Below are 17,383 nucleotides of genomic sequence, written 5' to 3' on the forward strand. Positions count from 1 at the left end.
GCCCGGCGGGTCCGGGATCCTGCGTCGGGTCGGCTCAGCGGCTGTGCGCCGACACGTCGCCCATCGTGGTGGTGGCGCGGATCGCGACCTGGACGTCGCCGCCGCTGTTCGTGATCGCGTCGTGGATGCGGCCCAGCGTCGTGCCCGCGTCGAGCGACGCGGTGACGCCGGACGCGACGCCCACCGTCACGTCGCCGGCCTGCGTGCTCAGGTCGAGCGCACCCTGCACGGCCTCCTCCACGCGGAGGTCGCCCTTGGCGGTGCTCAGCGTGCCGGGGCCGGTGAGCCGGCCGACGGTGATGTCGCCGGCCTGCGTGGAGAGGCGGGCGCTCGCCGCCTCGTCGATCTTGACGTCGCCGTGCGCGGTCTCGACGACGACGGCGCCGAGGCGTCCGACGCCGCGCAGCGGGGCGCTCGCCGCGGTGACCTCGACCGCGGACCCTGCGGGCAGCTGGACCGTGACCTCGACCGACCCGGAGGGCCCGAAGGCCCGGTGCCCGTCGGGCGCCGCGACGCGCAGGACGCCGTCGGTGTACGCGACGGTGGTCTGCTCGGCGGCCTCGACGTCGCGGCGCTTCGAGGCGTCGGCGGGCCGCACCTCGACCGTGGTGTCGGACCGGTCGGCGGCGACGAAGGTGAGGCGCCCGGCCGGGACGTCGACGACGGCGGAGACGGGGGCGGGGGTGGCGAAGTTCTGCATCGTTCTCAGCTCCTACGATGGTCGGTGCGGTGACTTTCTGGCACGGGAAACGCTACGTTGCGTTCGCAAATCCAGCAAGAGCAATGTTGCACCAGAAATGTGTCGCTGCAGGTCACGATGCATATATCGTTGCATCAGACCCGAACATCAACGCAACCGCGCCACCTGAACTCGTTGCACCTGACCCGAAGTGAACGTAACGTGGCACCCGCCCCGACCCCAGGAGGACGCCATGCCGGGAGGCCGGCTCACCGCCCAGGAGCGCCAGCAGATCGCGCTGGGCCTCGCCGACGACCTCGCGTACGCCGAGATCGCCCGCCGGCTCGACCGCCCGACGTCGACCGTCACGCGCGAGGTGATGCGCAACGGCGGCCCCGGGGGCTACCGCGCCGACCTCGCGCAGCGCGCCACCCAGCAGCGCGCGCACCGTCGTCGCCCCGCCACGCCGCGCGCGCCGTCCGGCTCGGGGGCCGCGCCCGACGACGCGGCCCTGCGGGCGTACGAGGAGACGTTCACGACGCTGCTCATGCAGTCCGGCCTCCCCCGCATGGCCTCCGCCGTGCTCACGCGGCTGTACGTGGCGGACTCGGGCAGCCTCACCGCGGCGGAGCTGGTCGAGAGGCTGCAGGTGAGCCCGGCGTCGGTGTCGAAGGCGGTCGCGCTGCTGGAGAACCTGGGGCTGATCCGCCGCGAGCGCGAGGACGGCCGCCGCGAGCGCTACGCCGCCGACGGCGACGCCTGGTACCAGTCGATGATCGCCGCCGCGCGCTCCAACGCCGCGCTCGCCGCCACCGCCCGGCAGGGGGTCGACGTCCTGGGCCGCGACTCGGCCGCCGGCGCGCGCCTGGAGAACATGGCGCGCTTCATCGACTTCGTCGCCGACAGCATCACGCGCGCGGCCGAGCAGGCGCGCGACCTGCTCCACACGAGCCCCCCGCGCGACACCGAGGGCTCGGCGGCGCGCTGACCGGGCTCACGCGAGAGTCGCGAGCCGGTCCCAGGCCCGGTGCAGCCCGAGCGCCTCGCGCAGCGTGGGCGCCACCTCCGCCCCGGCGTCGGCGAGCGTGACCCCTGGCGCGCCCTCCGGCACCCCCGCGGCCACCAGCACCTCACGGCCGGTCCCGAGCGCCGCGATCGCCTTGCCGTGGCGGAACGCCTCCTGCAGCAGGACGACGGTCCGCGGGTCGGTCCCCGCGGGCGTACCCGCCGTGCCGTCGGCCACCACCACCGCGTCGTACTCGATGGACCGGGTCGTCAGCAGGGTCCGCTCCACGGTCTCCCGCTCCGCGCCCGAGACCACCTCACCGCCGTGCACGGCGACCACCCGGACGACGACACCCTCCGCGCCGAGAGCCGACCGCAACGCGCCCACCACCCCGAGGTCGCCGCCGTCGGCCACGACCACGCCGACCACCCTGCCGTCGACGCGGCCGGGCTCGCTCGGCACCTGCGACAGGGCGGGTGACGGCTCGACACCCTCGGGCAGCTCGGCCGCCGGCGCCTCGAGCCCGAGGCCCGCCGCCACGCGGGAGGCCAGGTCGCCGTCGACCCGGGCGAGGCTGGCCAGCATGCGCTCGCGGATCTCGTCGGAGGCGCACTTGCCGAGCTCGAACGTGTACGCCTCGACCTCGTGCGCCTGCTCGACGGGCGTGAGCGACAGCCAGAACAGCCGCGCCTGGGTGAAGTGGTCGGCGAACGACACCGGGTTCTCCCGGACCTTCACGCCCTCGACGGGCGTGGGGACGGTGACGAAGCCGTCCTCGGGCGACGCCACGGGCCGGTCGTCGTCGATCGCGTTCGGTTTGTAGGCGACGACGCCGGAGTGCACGGCCGTCTGGTGCATGCCGTCGCGGAGCATGTCGTTCACCGGGGCGTGCGGTCGGTTGATCGGCAGCTGCGCGAAGTTGGGCCCGCCGAGCCGGGTCAGCTGGGTGTCCAGGTAGGAGAAGAGACGCCCCTGCATCAGCGGGTCGTTGGTGACGTGGATGCCCGGCACCAGGTGGTCCACGTGGAACGCCACCTGCTCGGTCTCGGCGAAGTAGTTCGTGGGGTTGGCGTGCAGCGTCATGACGCCGACGCGCTGCACGGGGCACAGCTCCTCCGGCACGATCTTCGTGGGATCCAGGAGGTCGATCCCCTCGAACGTCTCGTCGGGGGTGTCGGGCATGACCTGGAGCCCCAGCTCCCACTGCGGGAACGCCCCGGCGTCGATCGCGTCCGCCAGGTCGCGGCGGTGGAAGTCCGGGTCGGCGCCCTGGGCGATCTGGGCCTCCTCCCACACCAGCGAGTGCACGCCCAGCAGGGGCTTCCAGTGGAACTTCACCAGCGACGTCGAGCCGTCGGCGGCCTGGAGGCGGAAGGTGTGGACGCCGAAGCCCTCCATCGTTCGGTAGCTGCGCGGGATCGCCCGGTCGGACATCGCCCACATCGCCATGTGGGTCGACTCGGTGTGCGACGAGATGAAGTCCCAGAAGGTGTCGTGCGCACTCTGCGCCTGCGGGATCTCACGGTCCGGGTGCGGCTTGCCGGCATGGATGATGTCGGGGAACTTCACGGCGTCCTGGATGAAGAACACGGGGAAGTTGTTGCCCACCAGGTCGAAGACGCCCTCCGCGGTGTAGAACTTCGTCGCGAAGCCGCGCACGTCGCGGACGGTGTCGGCCGACCCACGGGACCCGAGCACGGTCGAGAAGCGGACGAAGACGTCGGTCTCCCGGTCCGCCTCCGCGAGGAACGCCGCCCGGGTGACGCTCGCCGCGTTGCCGTAGGCGCGGAAGGTCCCGTGCGCGCCGGCTCCCCGGGCGTGCACCACCCGCTCCGGGATCCGCTCGTGGTCGAAGTGCGTGATCTTCTCGCGGAAGTGGTGGTCCTCCATGAGCAGCGGGCCCCGCGGACCCGCCGTGAGCGAGTGGTCGGTGTCGTCGACGCGCAGGCCCTGCGCCGTCGTCAGCCGGTCCCCCGCCTGCGCGCGAGGGTCGGGGCCGTCGTCGGGCTCGCCGCCCGGGTGGAACGGGCAGCCGGTCGGGCCGCGTCGGTCCGGGGCCGCGGTGCGGGGCGTCGGGGCGCCCGGCACGACGCCGCCGGGGACGGGCTGGTCCGCATCGTTCGAGGGGCGGTTCGCGGTCATGAGGGTCTCCTCCGCAGGGTCGGGAGCACGGTCGCGCCCGTGACGGGCCGGCGCTCCCCACCCTCTGGCAGGCCTCCGTTGCTCGCAGCAGCGGTGCCGCCCCTACTTGATGGCGCCCATCGACAGGCCGCGCACCAGCTGCTTCTGCGCGATCCACCCGGCCAGGATCACCGGCAGTGACGCCAGCAGCGCGGCGGCGCAGAGCCGCGCGAGGAACAGGCCCTCGCTCGTCATCGTCGAGACGATGAAGATCGGCACGGTGGCGGCGCGCGACGCGGTGAGGTTGAGCGCGAAGAAGAACTCGTTCCACGCGAAGATGACGCAGATGAGCGCCGTCGCGGCGATGCCGGGCGCGACCATCGGGATCAGCACGGACCGCAGCGTCTTCATCAGCCCCGCGCCGTCGACGGCGGCGGCCTCGAGCACCTCCGCCGGGATCTCCTGGAAGAACGACCGCATCATCCACACCGCGATCGGCAGGTTCATCGCCGTGTAGAGCACGACGAGGGTCCAGACGTTGTCGAGCACCTTGAGCTGCCCGGCGATGACGTAGATCGGCACGATGACGGCCACGACCGGCAGCATCTTGGTGGAGATGAAGAAGAACAGCACGTCGCTGACCTTCTCCACCGGCCGGATCGACAGCGCGTACGCGGCGGGGATGCCGAGCAGCAGCACGAGGACGGTCGAGACGCCGGTGGCGATCGCCGAGTTCGCGACGTACGTCCCGGACTCCCCGATCACCGCCTGGAACTGGTCGAGCGTCGGCGTGAAGAACCACGTGGGCGGGTCGGACGACGCCTGGTTCTCCTGCTTGAACGCCGTCATCGCCATCCACAGGACGGGGAAGAAGAACCCGAGCGCGAGGATCCAGGTGAGCGTGGTGAGCAGCCCCCCGGCGACGCTGCTCCGGCCTGAGCGGCGCGCGGCCGCGGGCGGAGCGACAGCCGTGCGCGGGGCCGTTTCGGTGGCGGTCATGCTCACTCCTTGACGTCGAAGCTGCGGAAGATGAGCCGCAGCGCGGCGGAGGCGACGATGATCGTGGCGATGACGACGACGACGCCCATCGCGGCGGCCTGCCCGACGTCGAAGCCGAGGAAGGCGCGCTGGTAGATGTAGAACGGCAGGTTGGCGCTGGCCGTCCCGGGGCCGCCGGCGGTCATGAGGTAGATCTGGTCGAACGTGTTGACCACGTAGATGATCCCGAGCAGCACGCCCAGCTCGATGTACCGGCGCAGCTGCGGGAGGGTGATCGACCCGAAGGTGCGCCACCAGCCGGCGCCGTCCATCGCGGCGGCCTCGAGCACGTCCTTCGGCTGGGCCTGCAGCCCGGCGAGCACGAGCAGCATCATGAACGGCGTCCACTGCCACACCAGGGCCATGAGGATCGCGACGATCGGGTACGTCGAGGTCCAGTCGACGGGGTCGATGCCCACCAGCCCGAGCGTCCAGTTGAACAGCCCGTACGTCGGGTTGAGCATCGCCATCGACCACAGCACCGAGCTGGCCACGGGCATGATGAGGAACGGCGTGATGAGCAGCGTGCGCGCCACGCCCCGGCCGCGGAAAGGCCGGTCGAGCAGGATCGCGAGCACGATGCCCAGCACCATCGCGACCAGCACGCAGCCGAGGGTGATGACCACCGAGTTGAGCGCCGTCTGGCGGAACACCGAGTCGCGCGCGATGTCGAGATAGTTCGAGAGCCCGACGAAGAGGTCGGAGTCGGGGCGCAGCAGGTTCCGCGAGTGCAGCGAGTACCAGATCGTCACGAGGAACGGGATCTGCGTGACGACGATCGTGAAGATCAGCGCCGGCAGCAGCGGGCCGCGTCGGCGCCACCGCTCGGCTCGGGAGAACTGGTGCTTGTCCGCGCGGGCGGCGCGCTGGGCCTGCGCGCGCCGCAGGTTCCCGGCCTGCGTGGTGACGGCGGTCATCGCTCGTTCTCCTTGCGGTACGTCTCGGCGACCGTGTCGGCGTACTGCTGCGACTGCTCCAGCGCGTCCGCCACGGACTTCTGGCCGGCGATGGCGGCGGACATCTGCTGGCCCACGCGGGTACCGAGGTCCTGGAACTCGGGGATGCCGACGAACTGGATGCCCGGGTAGGGCACGGGCGCCACCATCGTCTTCTCCTGCGTGGCCTCGCTCATCGCGGTGAGGGTCGCGTCGGCGTACGCCTCCGAGACCTCCGCGTACTGCGGGAGCTCGTAGGTGGACAGCCGGCTGCCGGGCGGCACCCGTTCCCAGGAGAGCCGCTCGCCGACGAGCTTGATGTAGTCCTTGTCGGTCATCCAGGAGACGAAGTCCCAGGCGGCGTCCTTGTGCTCGCTGGTGGACGGGATCGCGAGCGACCAGGAGTACAGCCAGCCCGCCGCGTCGGTGTCGCTCACGGGCGCGGGCACGTAGCCGGTCTTGCCGGCCACGGTCGACGACGCCGGGTCCTCGACCGAGGAGACCATCGAGGTCGCGTCGTACCACATGGCCGCCTGCCCCTGCGCGAACCGGGTGAGGCAGTCGCCGAAGCCGGAGGTCGCGGCGCCCGGCTGCCCATACCGCTGCACGGTGTCGACGTACGTCTCGACGGCCTCACGCACCTCGGGCGAGTCGAGGCGGGCGTTCCAGCCCTCGTCGAACCACTGCCCGCCATAGGTGTTCAGCACGGTCGTCATGGGAGCCATGACCTCGCCCCACCCGGCCAGGCCGCGCAGGCAGATGCCCGCGAAGTCCTGCGACGGGTCGTTCAGCTCGGCGGCCAGCTCGCGGACGTCGTCCCAGGTGGGGCGGTCCGGCATGGTGAGGCCGGCCTGCTGGAAGAGGTCCTTGCGGTAGGCGAGGAACGACGACTCGCCGTAGAACGGCACCGAGTAGAGGTCGCCGTCCACCGACAGCGCCTCCCGCACGCTGGGCACGAAGTCGTCCGGGTCGTACCCCTCGGTGGCGTCGGCGTACGGCTGGAGGTTCTCGATCCAGCCGTTCTCGGCCCACATCGGCGTCTCGTAGTTGGAGATCATCACGACGTCGAACTCCCCGCCGCCGGTGGCGACGGACGCGGTGATCTTGGCCCGGGCCTCGTTCTCCGGCAGGGACACGAAGCGCACGTCGATGCCGGGGTGCTCCTTGCGGAACTCGTCCTGGAGCGAGATCGCGTCCTGCATCTGCGGGTTCGAGACGATCGCGACGACGATCTGCTCGCCGTCTCCCCCGCCGACGGCGCCCGCCCCCGCACAGGCGGCCAGGGAGAGCCCGAGGACGGCGGCGCCGCCCGCGGCGGCGAGCCTCCGGGTTCGTGGTCGGAACATCGCTGTCCTCACGTCGTCGGTCCGGTCGGTGTGTCTCGACGAGCCCCGGCGCGCACAGATGAGATGCGGCGCTGCGCTCATCTGTCTGGACAGTAGTAGGTGATGCTCAGCTGAGCAAGGCCCGAGCGCTCAGAGTGGCGCGGCGGCCGGACGAGCGAGGAGGATGATCCCGTGACCGACGCCGAGCACGCCCGCCTCCTCGTGGAGGTCAGCCGCGACTACTACCTCGACAACCGCTCCAAGGTGGACATCGCGTCCGCCCGCGGCATCTCCCGCTTCCAGGTGGCCCGGCTGCTCGCCGAGGCGCGCGAGAGCGGCGTCGTACGGATCGAGATCTCGCCCCCCGCGCACCTGGACGCAGGCCGCGCCCGGCGCCTGGCCGAGCGCCTCGGCGCGCGCGAGGTCGTGATCGCCGGCGCGGCCGGCACCCCCGGGGGGACGCGCGAGTCGGTCGCCCGCGCTCTCGCCGGCGTCGTCTCCGCGCACGTGCGCGAGGGCGCGACCCTCGGCGTCTCCTGGTCCCGCACGATCGAGATCGCGGTGCGCCACCTCGATCCCCTGCCCGCGTGCGACGTCGTGCAGCTGGTCGGCGCGCTGCCGGTGGACGGGTCGGGAGACTCGCTCGACATGATCCAGGGCTTCCGCCGGATGCCGGGCGTGCGCACCTGGCCGGTCTGGTCGCCGCTGCTCGTGGCCGACCCCGGCACGGCCGCCGGCATGCGCCGGCAGCCCGAGGTCGCCGCCGCGCTCGACCGCGCCGACGACCTCGACGTCGCCGTCGTCGCGATCGGCGCGTGGACCGCCACCGGTTCCACCGTGTTCCCGCAGGTCACGGGTGACGAGCGGCGTGCCGCCACCGCCGCGGGGACCGTCGCCGAGTGCTCGGGGCGGCTCTTCGACGCCGAGGGCCGCCGCGTCGTCACGCCGCTCGACGCCCGCGTGGTGGGCGTGACCTTCGACCAGCTGGTGCGCACCCCCGAGGTCGTCACCGCCGGCTACGGTCGCGAGGCCGCGCCCGGCCTGCGCGCCGCCGTCGCGGGCGGCATCGCCACCACCGTCGTGTGCGACGACGCCGCCGCGGGCGCGCTCGAGGAGCTGCTGGACGCCGCGGGCGCGTGACGTCCGATTGCGGGCATTCGCGGACGCATCGAGCCTGGTGGTGACCCTGGCGGAACCGCCGCCGCGCCCGAGGAGGTCCCGTGACCGACACGCACGAGCAGCACGGCACCGAGCCGGCTCCCGACGACCCCCGCAAGCCCGAGTCGCCGCCGGACCTCAAGAAGCCGTCGTGGAAGCTGGCCTTCAAGGGGACCGTGCGGGAGTTCATGGACGACGAGTGCACCGACCTGGCCGCGGGGCTGACGTACTACGCCGTCCTGGCTGCGGCCCCCGCCCTGCTGGCCCTGGTCTCGCTGCTCGGCTTCGTCGGCGACGCCGAGGCGGCGCTCGACTCGATCCTGACGACGCTGGGCGACTTCCTGCCCAAGGAGACACTCGACATCGTCCAGCCGCTGGTGGAGCGGCTGGTCGGTTCCACCGGTGCGGGCCTCGCCCTGATCGTCGGCCTCGTCATCGCCCTCTGGTCGGCTTCCGGGTACGTGACGGCGTTCGGGCGGGCGATGAACCGGGTGTACGAGGTCGAGGAGGGGCGCCCGATCTGGAAGCTCCGCCCGCTGCTGCTGCTGGTGACTCTCGTCGTCGTGGTGCTCGCCGCGGTGATCGTGGCGAGCCTGGTGCTGTCGGGCCCGGTCGCGAGGTCCGTCGGTGCCGCGATCGGCCTGGGCGACGTCGCGCTCACGGTGTGGAACATCGCCAAGTGGCCCGTCGCGGTCCTGCTCGTCGTGGTCGTGGTCGCGCTCCTGTACCACCTGACACCGAACGTGAAGCAGCCGAAGTTCCGCTGGATCAGCGTCGGCGCCCTGGTCGCGATCGTGGCGTGGGCGATCGCCTCGGCAGCGTTCGGCTTCTACGTGGCGAACTTCGGCAGCTACGGGTCCTACGGGATGCTCGGCACCGTCATCGTGTTCCTCCTGTGGTTGTGGATCACCAACCTGGCGCTCCTCTTCGGCGCGGAGCTGGACGCGGAGCTGGAGCGCAGCCGGCAGCTGCAGGGCGGGATCGCGGCGGAGGAGACCCTCCAGCTCCCGCCCCGCGACACCAGGGCCAGCGACAAGAAGGCCGGCAAGCGGCGCGACGCCGTCGCCGAGGCCCGCAAGATCCGGGAGGCTGCGGCCCACGACCGCACGACGGACTGACGGCCGCCGCCGGGCTCAGCCCGCGACGAGGCGCTCGACCGTCGCCCGGGCGCCGAGCGTGTGCAGCGAGTCCAGCGCGGCCGTGTACGCCTCGACGAAGCGCGGCTCGGTGGCCAGGTCGCCGAACAGCTCCTCGTCGCGGACGAAGGCGAGCGGGTCGTCGTGGTTCCGTGCGGCGGCGGCCTTGAGCCGGTCCGCGAGGCGGTCGACGATCGCGATGGGCTCGCCCTGCTCGTCCACGGCCTCGTCGTACCGCGCCCAGGCGGCGACGACGGCCGCGGACCGGTGCACCTCGCCGCCGGAGGCGAGGTTCGCCCGGATCACCGGGACGAGCCACTTCGGGATGCGGTCGGAGGACTCGGCGCACAGGCGGGCGAGCGTGTCGCGCACGTGCGGGTTGGCGAACCGCTCGATCAGCGTGTCCTGGTACTCCTCGAGGTCCACCCCCGGCACGGGCAGCAGCGTCGGGGCGCCCTCGCGGGCCATGTAGTCGCGCAGGAAGCGCACGAACGTCTCGTCGGCGCAGACCTCGTGCGCGTACCGGTAGCCGGCCAGGTAGCCGAGGTAGCACAGGGCCTGGTGGCTGGCGTTGAGCAGGCGCAGCTTCATCAGCTCGTACGGCTCGACGTCGTCGACGAGCTGCGCGCCGACGTCCTCCCACGCCGGCCGGCCGGCGGCGAACCGGTCCTCGACCACCCACTGCGTGAACGGCTCCGCCACGACCGGCCACGCGTCGTCGACCCCGAACCGCTCGGCCACCATGGCGCGGTCGTCGTCCGTGGTGACGGGCGTGATGCGGTCGACCATCGAGTTGGGGAACGGGACGTGCTCCTCGATCCACCCGGCGAGCTCCGGGTCCTTGAGCCGCGCGAACGCGGCGAACATGCGGTGCGCGACGTCGCCGTTGCCCTGGATGTTGTCGCAGCTCTGCACCGTGAACGGCGGGACGCCGCGGTCCCGGCGGCGGCGCAGCGCCTCCGTGACCAGCCCGAACGTCGTGGCGGGCACGGAGCCGGGCTCCAGGTCCGCACGCACGGCCGGGTCGTCGGCGTCGAACTCGCCCGTCACCGGGTTGACGTTGTAGCCGCCCTCCGTGACGGTCAGCGACACGATCCGGATCTCCGGCGACGCCATCCTCTCCAGCACCGCCTCCGGGTCGTCCGGCGCGAGCAGGAAGTCCACGATCGAGCCGATGACACGGCCCTCGAGCGTGCCGTCGGGGTGCTTGAGCACCAGCGTGTACAGGCCGTCCTGCGCGGCGAGCGCGTCGCGCATCCGGGCGTCGTGGGGCAGCACGCCGACGCCGCAGATCGCCCAGTCGTGCGCCTCGCCGGCGTTCATCAGCCGGTCCAGGTACATCGCCTGGTGCGCACGGTGGAACCCGCCGACGCCCAGGTGCACGATGCCGGCGCGCAGGCTGGTGCGGTCGTACTGGGGGACGGCGAGCGGCAGGTCGCCGCCTGCCAGCGACGACACGGTCTCTGCGCTGAGTGCGGTCATGGTGCGTCCTTGCTCCGTCGGGTACGGGAAGGACCAACGTAGCAAACGAGCGTCATGATCGTCACAGATGAGCGAGACGTGCCGTCACCGCGGTCGGTGCGCCCCCGTCCGCGCGTCGACCATCCGCGCGCCCGTGAGGACGCAGGCGAGGCCGCGCCGGTCGTGGGTCGCGACGACGCCGACCAGGGCCGCGAGCGCCACCACGTTCTGCAGCGCCCCGGCCCACGCGTTCGACGCGTCGCCGGGCGGCACCGCCCCCACGATCCCGAGCGCCCCGTACAGGCCGAGCAGGAGGTACCCGCGGGCGAGGCGCCGCGCGAGCGGGCCGCGCCGCAGCGCCCCGGCGCCGTCGGGCCAGCGCGGCTCCAGCCACACCGCGCGCTGCCCCAGCGACGCGCCCGAGCCGAACCACGGCGGCAGGAGGAAGACCACGACGGCGGGCGCCACCGTGCCGAGCAGCACGTCGGGCCACGTCGTCGCCGAGGGGACGTCCCGCCCGGTCGCCAGCATCGCCACCCGGTAGGCGAGCTGCAGCGCCGCCCCCAGCGCGGACGCGGCGAGCAGGTCGGTGACCATCCCCAGGACGCGGCGCCAGAACGTCACCGGCCGCGGCTCCAGGCGCGCGGCGGCGAGCTCGCGCGCCTGCGGCATCCAGCGCAGCACCACGGGCGCGACGAGCGCGCCCAGGAGGCCGCCGAGCGTGTTGGTGAGGACGTCGTCGACGTCGGCGACGCGGTACGAGCACGGGACGATGCCGAGGATGCCCGTGTACTGCACGGTCTCGATCGCGACCGACGCGACCAGCGCGCTCAGGGTGGACGCGGCCACGCCCCACCCGAGGTATCGCCGCGCCAGCACGCCCCACGGCACGAAGAGCAGCACGTTGAACGCCACCTGCAGCACCGCGGCGCTGCGCAGCGTGGCCAGCAGCCCGAGGCCCGCCGTGTCCCGGCGGACGTCGTCCAGCGAGTGCAGCGGCACCAGCTCCGCCCCGGGCACCCCGTGCGCCGCGCACCACGCGGCCAGGTCCCCCGACGGCAGCGGCAGCAGCGTGTACGCGAGCAGCGTCACGACGTACACCGCGAGCGCCGCGGCGCCGAGCACCCGCCGCGCGTCGAGCCGCCCGTACCTCCGCTGCTGCACCAGCAGCACGGGGATCAGCACCCCGAGGAAGACCAGCACCCCGAAGCCGACGCCCACCACGGCCGGCCATGTCCATCGATCGATCACGCCGCCGACGGTATGCGGCTACGGCTGGGTCAGCGCGCTCAGGTCGCCGATCGTGCCGTTGAACACGTTCATGTCGATGTGCTCCTCCTCGCCGGCGTAGCCGGGGAGGGTGTCGCGGTCGGAGTACTGCCAGAACTCCCAGTCGCGGCGCGGCAGGTCGGGGGTGGAGGCGACGGACCGGATCCACAGCGGGTACCGGTCGTAGTCGTCGCCCAGGTAGTCCGCCCGGATCTGCTGCGTCGTGTAGAGGATCGGGGGCACGCCGTAGTGCTCCTCGAGCGCGTCGAGCATCGGGTCGAGGATGCCCCGGAGCTCGTCGACCGTCGGCGGGTCGGCCGCGAAGTCGCCGTAGTACTCGACGTCGACGACGGGCGGCAGGGTGCCGCTCTCGGCGGGCACGACGTCGATCATGTGCGCCGCCTGGTCGGCGCCGGGGCTCTCGAAGGAGAGGAAGTGATAGGCGCCGACGAGCAGGTCGGTCGCGCGGGCGCCCTGCCAGCTCGCCGCGAACCGCTCGTCCTCGTGGGCGGAGCCCTCGGTGGCCTTGATGAACGCGAAGTCGAGGTCCTGGTCCGCGAGGACGGGCCAGTCGATCTCGCCCTGGTAGGCGGACACGTCGACGCCGCGCACGGCGTACCGGTCGGCGGCCAGGCGGTTGGGCCAGAGCACGCCGTTCCACACCAGCAGCGCCAGGACGCCCAGCAGCACGACGACGGCCCCGGCCGCGACTGCCAGCACGCGCCGACGTCGACCTCGTCCTGCCCGCTCGCCGCTCATCCCGCTGATGATCCCCGATCGCACCGGTCCCGGGCCACCTCCGGGCGGGCCGGACGACGCGCGCCACGGCGCACGCCGCGGAATGATGCCCTCATCCGAGGTGAGGAGTCACGTGACCGAGGCCACCGCCGAGGCAGCGGCACCACCCCCGACCGCCTCCACGACACCGGGGCTGCTGCGCACGGCGCGGCGTGTCCCGTTCACGCTCGGGGTCGTCGCGCTGATGCTCGTGCTCGGCGTCGTCACCGGCGCCCTGTGGTCGCCGTTCGAGGACCACCCGTGGTTCGACGTCGTCGCGTTCGGCGCACCGGCGTTCGCCGACGGACGGTGGTGGACGCCCGTCACGGGCTCGCTGTTCGCCCTCGAACCGTGGGAGTACGTGGCGGTCGCCGGGGTCTTCCTGCTGCTCGTCGGCTGGACGGAGCTCCACCTCGGGACCCGGCGCGCGGTCGTCACGGCGGTGACCTGCCAGCTCGTCGGCGTCGTCGGCACGGCGGGCAGCCTCGCCCTCCTCGCCCGCACGGGCTGGGACTGGGCGGAACGCCTGGCCCAGGTGCTCGACGTCGGCTTCAGCGCGGGGGTCGTCGGCGCGGTCACGGTGACGGCGCTGAGCCTGGCGCCGCCGTGGCGGTTCCGGCTGAGCGCCCTCGTCGCGATCTACGTGCTCGTCGCCCTCGTGGCCTGGGGCGGGATCGCCGACGTCGAGCACGTCGTCGGCTGGGTGGCGGGACTCGTCGTCGCGCGCCCCGTGCTGGGCCCGCGGCTCGGCGCCCGGACGCGCGCAGGGCGCGTGCAGCGGGACCGGGCGACGGCGGCAGGGTACTTCGCGATCTCCGCCCTGCTCGTGGTGCTCACGAGCTTCGCGGCCGGTTCCGCGGCCGGGCCGCTCGGCGCCACGACCGGCGACGACTGGCCCACGGGCATCATCGCCGTGACGGTCGACCTGGTGCTGGCCGTGGGGCTGCTGCGGGGCCGACGCGCGTGGTGGCGCGTCGCACTGGTGCTCACCGTGCTCGGGGTCGTCTCGGAGGCGCTCCTCGTGGTAGCCGCCGCAGCGTTCGAGCGCGGCGAGCTGCCGCTGTACGTGCTCATGCTCCTGCTGGACGTCGGCGCGCTGGCGCTGCTCGTCGTGCGCCGGACGTCGTTCCGCGCCCGACGGAAGGCACGCCCGTCGGAGGCGACCCACCTCGACCAGGACGGCGCCCGGGCCACGCTCCGGCGGCTGGGGGCGGGTCAACGTCTGGCATGGATGACTACCTGGGACGGCAGCCACCGCTGGGTGCCCGACGACCAGGACGGGTACGTCGCCTACCAAGCGCACGCCGGGGTCGCCGTCGTGCTCACGGACCCGGTGGGCGACGGTCCCGAGGGCCGCGCGGAGCTGGTGGACGCCTTCGTCGGGGCGGCGTCGGCAGCAGGGGCCGGGTCGTGCTTCTTCTCCGCGAGCGAGGAGGTCGCCGCGATCGCACGGGCGCGCGGGTGGACCCTCGTCCCCGTGGCCCAGGAGGCCGTGATCGACCTGCCGGGCCTCGAGTTCCGGGGCAAGAAGTGGCAGGACGTGCGGACCGCGCTCAACCAGGCCGCGAAGCAGGGCGTGGGACACCGCCTGGTGCGGCTGGCCGAGGAACCCCCCGAGGTCCTCGCGCAGGTGCAGGCCATCTCCGAGTCGTGGCTCGGCGACAGCGACCTCCCGGAGATGGCCTTCACGCTGGGCGGGGTCCGCGAGGCCCTCGACCCGGAGGTGCGCGTGGGCCTCGCCGTCGACGACGACGGCCGGGTGCACGGCGTGACGAGCTGGCTGCCGGTGCACGCGCCCGGCGGCGAGGTGGTGGGGTGGACGCTGGACGTCATGCGGCGCGCGCCCGACTCGTTCCGCTACACGATGGAGCTGCTCATCGCGTCCGCGCTCACGGAGTTCCGCGACGAGGGCGCCCTGGAGGCCTCGCTGTCCGGCAGCCCGCTGGCGCACGGCGACGAGCCCTCCCCCGGCGGCGTCGACGCGGTGCTCGACCGTCTCGCGGCACGGCTCGAGCCGCTCTACGGGTTCGAGTCCCTGCACCGCTTCAAGATGAAGTTCCAGCCGCGGAACGTCCCGCTCTACCTCGTCGTGACGGAGCCCGCGACCCTTCCCCTCGTCGGTCTCGCGCTCGTGCGGTGCTACCTGCCCGACGTGCGCGCGCGCGAGCTCGTCGCGGCGGCCAGGTCGTCCCGCCGCTGAGGCCGTGACACCCGGCGTCGCCCGGCTGCCGGGAACACCAGGCGCCGCTTGCGCGTTATGTCACAAGATTCACCCGCACCATGAGGAGCACTCTTGCGACGCATCCCCCGAAAGGTCGAGGTCGAGCACGAGCCGGGGAAGTTCACCCGGTACCTCCGGCACGACAACGGCGAAGGCTTCGTCTCGCCGCACGCGAGCGTCCACCCCGACGCCACCATCAGGCCCGGCGCGTACGTCGAGGCCGGCGCCCGCGTGGGCGCGCACGCCAAGGTGGGCCGGTTCAGCTGGGTCGACGTCGACGCCGTCGTCGGGCGCGGAGCCCGCGTCGACGAGAACGTGCACGTCGGCGTCCGCGGCGTCGTCGGCGACGACGCCCGGGTCGGCTCCGGCACCCGCCTCGGTACCGACAGCCGCGTCCCGTCCGGCGTCGTCGTGCCGCCCGACGCGATCGTCCCCGACGGCGAGACGGCGCACGGCGAACGCCGCCGGAAGGACTTCGGCACGGCCGCCTGACCTGCGCCCCCGCGCCTCCCACGACACCTTCGACGTCCCGCCGACCGGCCTCGCCCGGCCCCGGCGGGACGTTGCTATGGTGGCCGGTTCATCGTCCCGTCTGGAGGCGAGTGGAGGTGAACTCCCGTGGCCAAGAACTCGAAGAAGCAGCCGGCGCTCTCCCTCAAGGAGAAGCGGGCGCAGAAGCGCGAGAGAACTGCCGAGACCACCGTCAAGGCGCGTAAGCGATAGACCGTTCGCGCGGGCCGGCCGTCCCCGACGGCCGGCCCGTTCGCGTCCCGGTGGCACGACGGCGCCGGCGCGGGATGATGCTCGGGACCGACCCGAGGAGAACCGTGCCCCACCAGGACCCCGTGCCCGCCCCGGCGACCACGCGGCACCCCGGCGACGGCGTGCTGCGCCTCGGCCGGATCGGGTGGGCGGTGGTCGGCGTCGCCGCCGCCGCGGTCGTGGTCTACGCCGCCGTGTCGGCGATCAGCGGGCTCGCCGTCCCCCTCGTCGTCGCCGCCGTGCTCGGCGTGCTGCTGCACCCCCTGGTCGACCGCCTGGAGCGGCTGGGGCTGCGGCGCGGCCTCGGCTCCCTCGCCGTGCTTGTCGCGCTGGGCGCGGTCCTCGGGGTCGCCGTCTGGGTCACGGCCGACGGCGTCGTCGACCAGTCGGCAGAGATCACCGACCGGTTGGGCAGCGGCCTCGACACCCTCCAGCAGCAGCTCGCGGGCACGACGCTCGACCTGTCCGGCGTCGACCTGAGCGAGACGACGAGCTCCCTGGCCGGCGGCGTCGCCAGCCTGTTCGGGAGCGTGTTCTCCAGCGCCGCGGCGTTCGTCGTCGGCACCTTCGTCGCGGTCTTCTTCCTCTTCTACGTGATGGCGGACTGGGCCCGTATCGAGGAGTTCGCCGCGCGCCACTCGTCCGTCCGCGGCACGCCCGGCCGCGTCGTCGTCGACGAGGCCACCGCCACGCTGCGCCGTTACTTCGGCGCGCTCACGACGTCGAGCCTCGTCACCGCGGTGCTCATCGGCCTCGGCGCGATCCTGCTCGACGTGCCGCTGGCGTTCTCGATCGCGCTCGTCACCTTCGTGACCTCGTACATCCCGTATCTCGGGGCGATCTTCTCCGGCGCGTTCGCCGTGCTCATCGCCCTGGGATCGCAGGGCCCGACGTCGGCGCTGATCCTGCTCGCCGTCATCCTCGTGGTGCAGAACGTCGTGCAGACGCTGATGCTCACCAAGCTGTCCTCCGACCAGCTGCGGCTGCACCCGATCGTCAACCTCGGTTCCACGATCGTGGGCGCCGTGCTCGCCGGCCTCCTGGGGGCGATGCTGTCCGCGCCCGTGACCGTCATCGTGCGGGACGTCCTCGGACATGCGCGCGCCCGCACGGACGACGCGGACGACGGCCGTGCGGGCGACGCGACGACGGGCTGAGCAGCCCGGACAGGATCAGGTCACGTTCTTCCGGCGGCCGCCCATCCCGGCGACGATCGAGACGCCGATCGCGGCCAGCACGATCTGGAACAGGAGCTCGATCCAGTCGATGCCGCCGGTGTCGCTGACGTCGAACAGGCTCGCGATCCACGTGCCCAGCAGGGCGGCGACGATCCCGATGAGGATCGTCACCAGGATCGAGATGTTCTGCTTCCCCCGGACGAACAGCCGGCCCAGGGCACCGATGATGGCGCCGATGATGATCGCGGTGATGATGCCGGTGGCGGTCACGGTCGTGCTCCCCTCCTCGACGGCGGCGCAGGTCGCGCCCACCACGA

Annotated in this window: 15 protein-coding genes; 6 read left to right on the top strand and 9 right to left on the bottom strand. The window is 72.9% G+C overall.

What is annotated here, in order from left to right; all coding sequences use genetic code 11:
• Nucleotides 1-34: 34 nt before the first annotated feature.
• Complete coding sequence (locus ACFWEK_RS01220) at nucleotides 35-700, bottom strand: DUF4097 family beta strand repeat-containing protein (protein WP_430544678.1); 666 nt, start codon at nucleotides 698-700, stop codon at nucleotides 35-37.
• A gap of 232 nt (nucleotides 701-932) precedes the next feature.
• Between ACFWEK_RS01220 and ACFWEK_RS01225 the strand changes: the two genes are divergently transcribed.
• The gene (locus tag ACFWEK_RS01225; protein WP_430544679.1) at nucleotides 933-1,667 is read left to right on the top strand and encodes a MarR family transcriptional regulator; all 735 of its coding nucleotides are present in this window, start codon (nucleotides 933-935) and stop codon (nucleotides 1,665-1,667) included.
• 6 nt (nucleotides 1,668-1,673) lie between these two features.
• Here ACFWEK_RS01225 and ACFWEK_RS01230 read toward each other — a convergent pair whose 3' ends face one another.
• The 4 genes from ACFWEK_RS01230 to ACFWEK_RS01245 form a co-directional block, all read right to left on the bottom strand.
• The gene (locus ACFWEK_RS01230) at nucleotides 1,674-3,827 is read right to left on the bottom strand and encodes a catalase (RefSeq protein WP_430552816.1); all 2,154 of its coding nucleotides are present in this window, start codon (nucleotides 3,825-3,827) and stop codon (nucleotides 1,674-1,676) included.
• A 102-nt stretch (nucleotides 3,828-3,929) separates the two neighbouring features.
• The gene (locus tag ACFWEK_RS01235) at nucleotides 3,930-4,805 is read right to left on the bottom strand and encodes a carbohydrate ABC transporter permease (RefSeq protein ID WP_430552817.1); all 876 of its coding nucleotides are present in this window, start codon (nucleotides 4,803-4,805) and stop codon (nucleotides 3,930-3,932) included.
• Between the two features lie 2 nt (nucleotides 4,806-4,807).
• Nucleotides 4,808-5,761 (bottom strand): carbohydrate ABC transporter permease, encoded by a 954-nt coding sequence (locus ACFWEK_RS01240; protein ID WP_430544682.1) that lies wholly within the window; start codon nucleotides 5,759-5,761, stop codon nucleotides 4,808-4,810.
• Entirely contained in the window at nucleotides 5,758-7,125 is a 1,368-nt protein-coding gene (locus ACFWEK_RS01245) for an ABC transporter substrate-binding protein (RefSeq protein WP_430552818.1), read from the bottom strand. Before ACFWEK_RS01245 ends, ACFWEK_RS01240 begins: the two co-directional genes overlap by 4 nt.
• Before the next feature lie 171 nt (nucleotides 7,126-7,296).
• On the opposite strand from ACFWEK_RS01245, the gene ACFWEK_RS01250 reads away from it, so the two are divergent.
• Nucleotides 7,297-8,244, top strand: a complete 948-nt coding sequence (locus ACFWEK_RS01250) for a sugar-binding transcriptional regulator (protein WP_430552819.1) — start codon at nucleotides 7,297-7,299, stop codon at nucleotides 8,242-8,244.
• A gap of 80 nt (nucleotides 8,245-8,324) precedes the next feature.
• On the top strand, nucleotides 8,325-9,380 hold the full coding sequence (locus tag ACFWEK_RS01255; protein ID WP_430544685.1) for a YihY/virulence factor BrkB family protein: 1,056 nt from the start codon (nucleotides 8,325-8,327) through the stop codon (nucleotides 9,378-9,380).
• A gap of 15 nt (nucleotides 9,381-9,395) precedes the next feature.
• On the opposite strand, the gene ACFWEK_RS01260 is transcribed toward ACFWEK_RS01255, so the two are convergent.
• From ACFWEK_RS01260 to ACFWEK_RS01270, 3 genes are all read right to left on the bottom strand, one after another.
• Nucleotides 9,396-10,880: a mannitol dehydrogenase family protein gene (locus ACFWEK_RS01260; RefSeq protein ID WP_430544686.1), complete on the bottom strand. Its 1,485-nt coding sequence runs from the start codon at nucleotides 10,878-10,880 to the stop codon at nucleotides 9,396-9,398.
• Between the two features lie 84 nt (nucleotides 10,881-10,964).
• Nucleotides 10,965-12,110 carry a VanZ family protein gene (locus tag ACFWEK_RS01265; protein ID WP_430552820.1) on the bottom strand — a complete coding sequence of 382 codons (1,146 nt, stop codon included), beginning with the start codon at nucleotides 12,108-12,110 and terminating at the stop codon, nucleotides 10,965-10,967.
• Between the two features lie 18 nt (nucleotides 12,111-12,128).
• The gene (locus ACFWEK_RS01270) at nucleotides 12,129-12,848 is read right to left on the bottom strand and encodes a GH25 family lysozyme (protein ID WP_430552821.1); all 720 of its coding nucleotides are present in this window, start codon (nucleotides 12,846-12,848) and stop codon (nucleotides 12,129-12,131) included.
• 151 nt (nucleotides 12,849-12,999) lie between these two features.
• Here ACFWEK_RS01270 and ACFWEK_RS01275 point away from each other — a divergent pair, with 151 nt between their 5' ends.
• The 3 genes from ACFWEK_RS01275 (at nucleotide 13,000) to ACFWEK_RS01285 (ending at nucleotide 17,045) form a co-directional block, all read left to right on the top strand.
• Nucleotides 13,000-15,105 (top strand): bifunctional lysylphosphatidylglycerol flippase/synthetase MprF, encoded by a 2,106-nt coding sequence (locus ACFWEK_RS01275; RefSeq protein WP_430552822.1) that lies wholly within the window; start codon nucleotides 13,000-13,002, stop codon nucleotides 15,103-15,105.
• Nucleotides 15,106-15,198: 93 nt separating this feature from the next.
• The gene (locus ACFWEK_RS01280) at nucleotides 15,199-15,618 is read left to right on the top strand and encodes a transferase (RefSeq protein WP_429762977.1); all 420 of its coding nucleotides are present in this window, start codon (nucleotides 15,199-15,201) and stop codon (nucleotides 15,616-15,618) included.
• Between the two features lie 335 nt (nucleotides 15,619-15,953).
• Nucleotides 15,954-17,045: an AI-2E family transporter gene (locus ACFWEK_RS01285; protein WP_430552823.1), complete on the top strand. Its 1,092-nt coding sequence runs from the start codon at nucleotides 15,954-15,956 to the stop codon at nucleotides 17,043-17,045.
• 15 nt (nucleotides 17,046-17,060) lie between these two features.
• Here ACFWEK_RS01285 and ACFWEK_RS01290 read toward each other — a convergent pair whose 3' ends face one another.
• Complete coding sequence (locus ACFWEK_RS01290) at nucleotides 17,061-17,381, bottom strand: GlsB/YeaQ/YmgE family stress response membrane protein (protein WP_430552824.1); 321 nt, start codon at nucleotides 17,379-17,381, stop codon at nucleotides 17,061-17,063.
• Between the last annotated feature and the right edge of the window lie 2 nt (nucleotides 17,382-17,383).

The sequence above is a fragment of the Isoptericola sp. NPDC060257 genome, assembly GCF_042726645.1.
Classification (GTDB): Bacteria; Actinomycetota; Actinomycetes; order Actinomycetales; family Cellulomonadaceae; genus Isoptericola; species Isoptericola nanjingensis.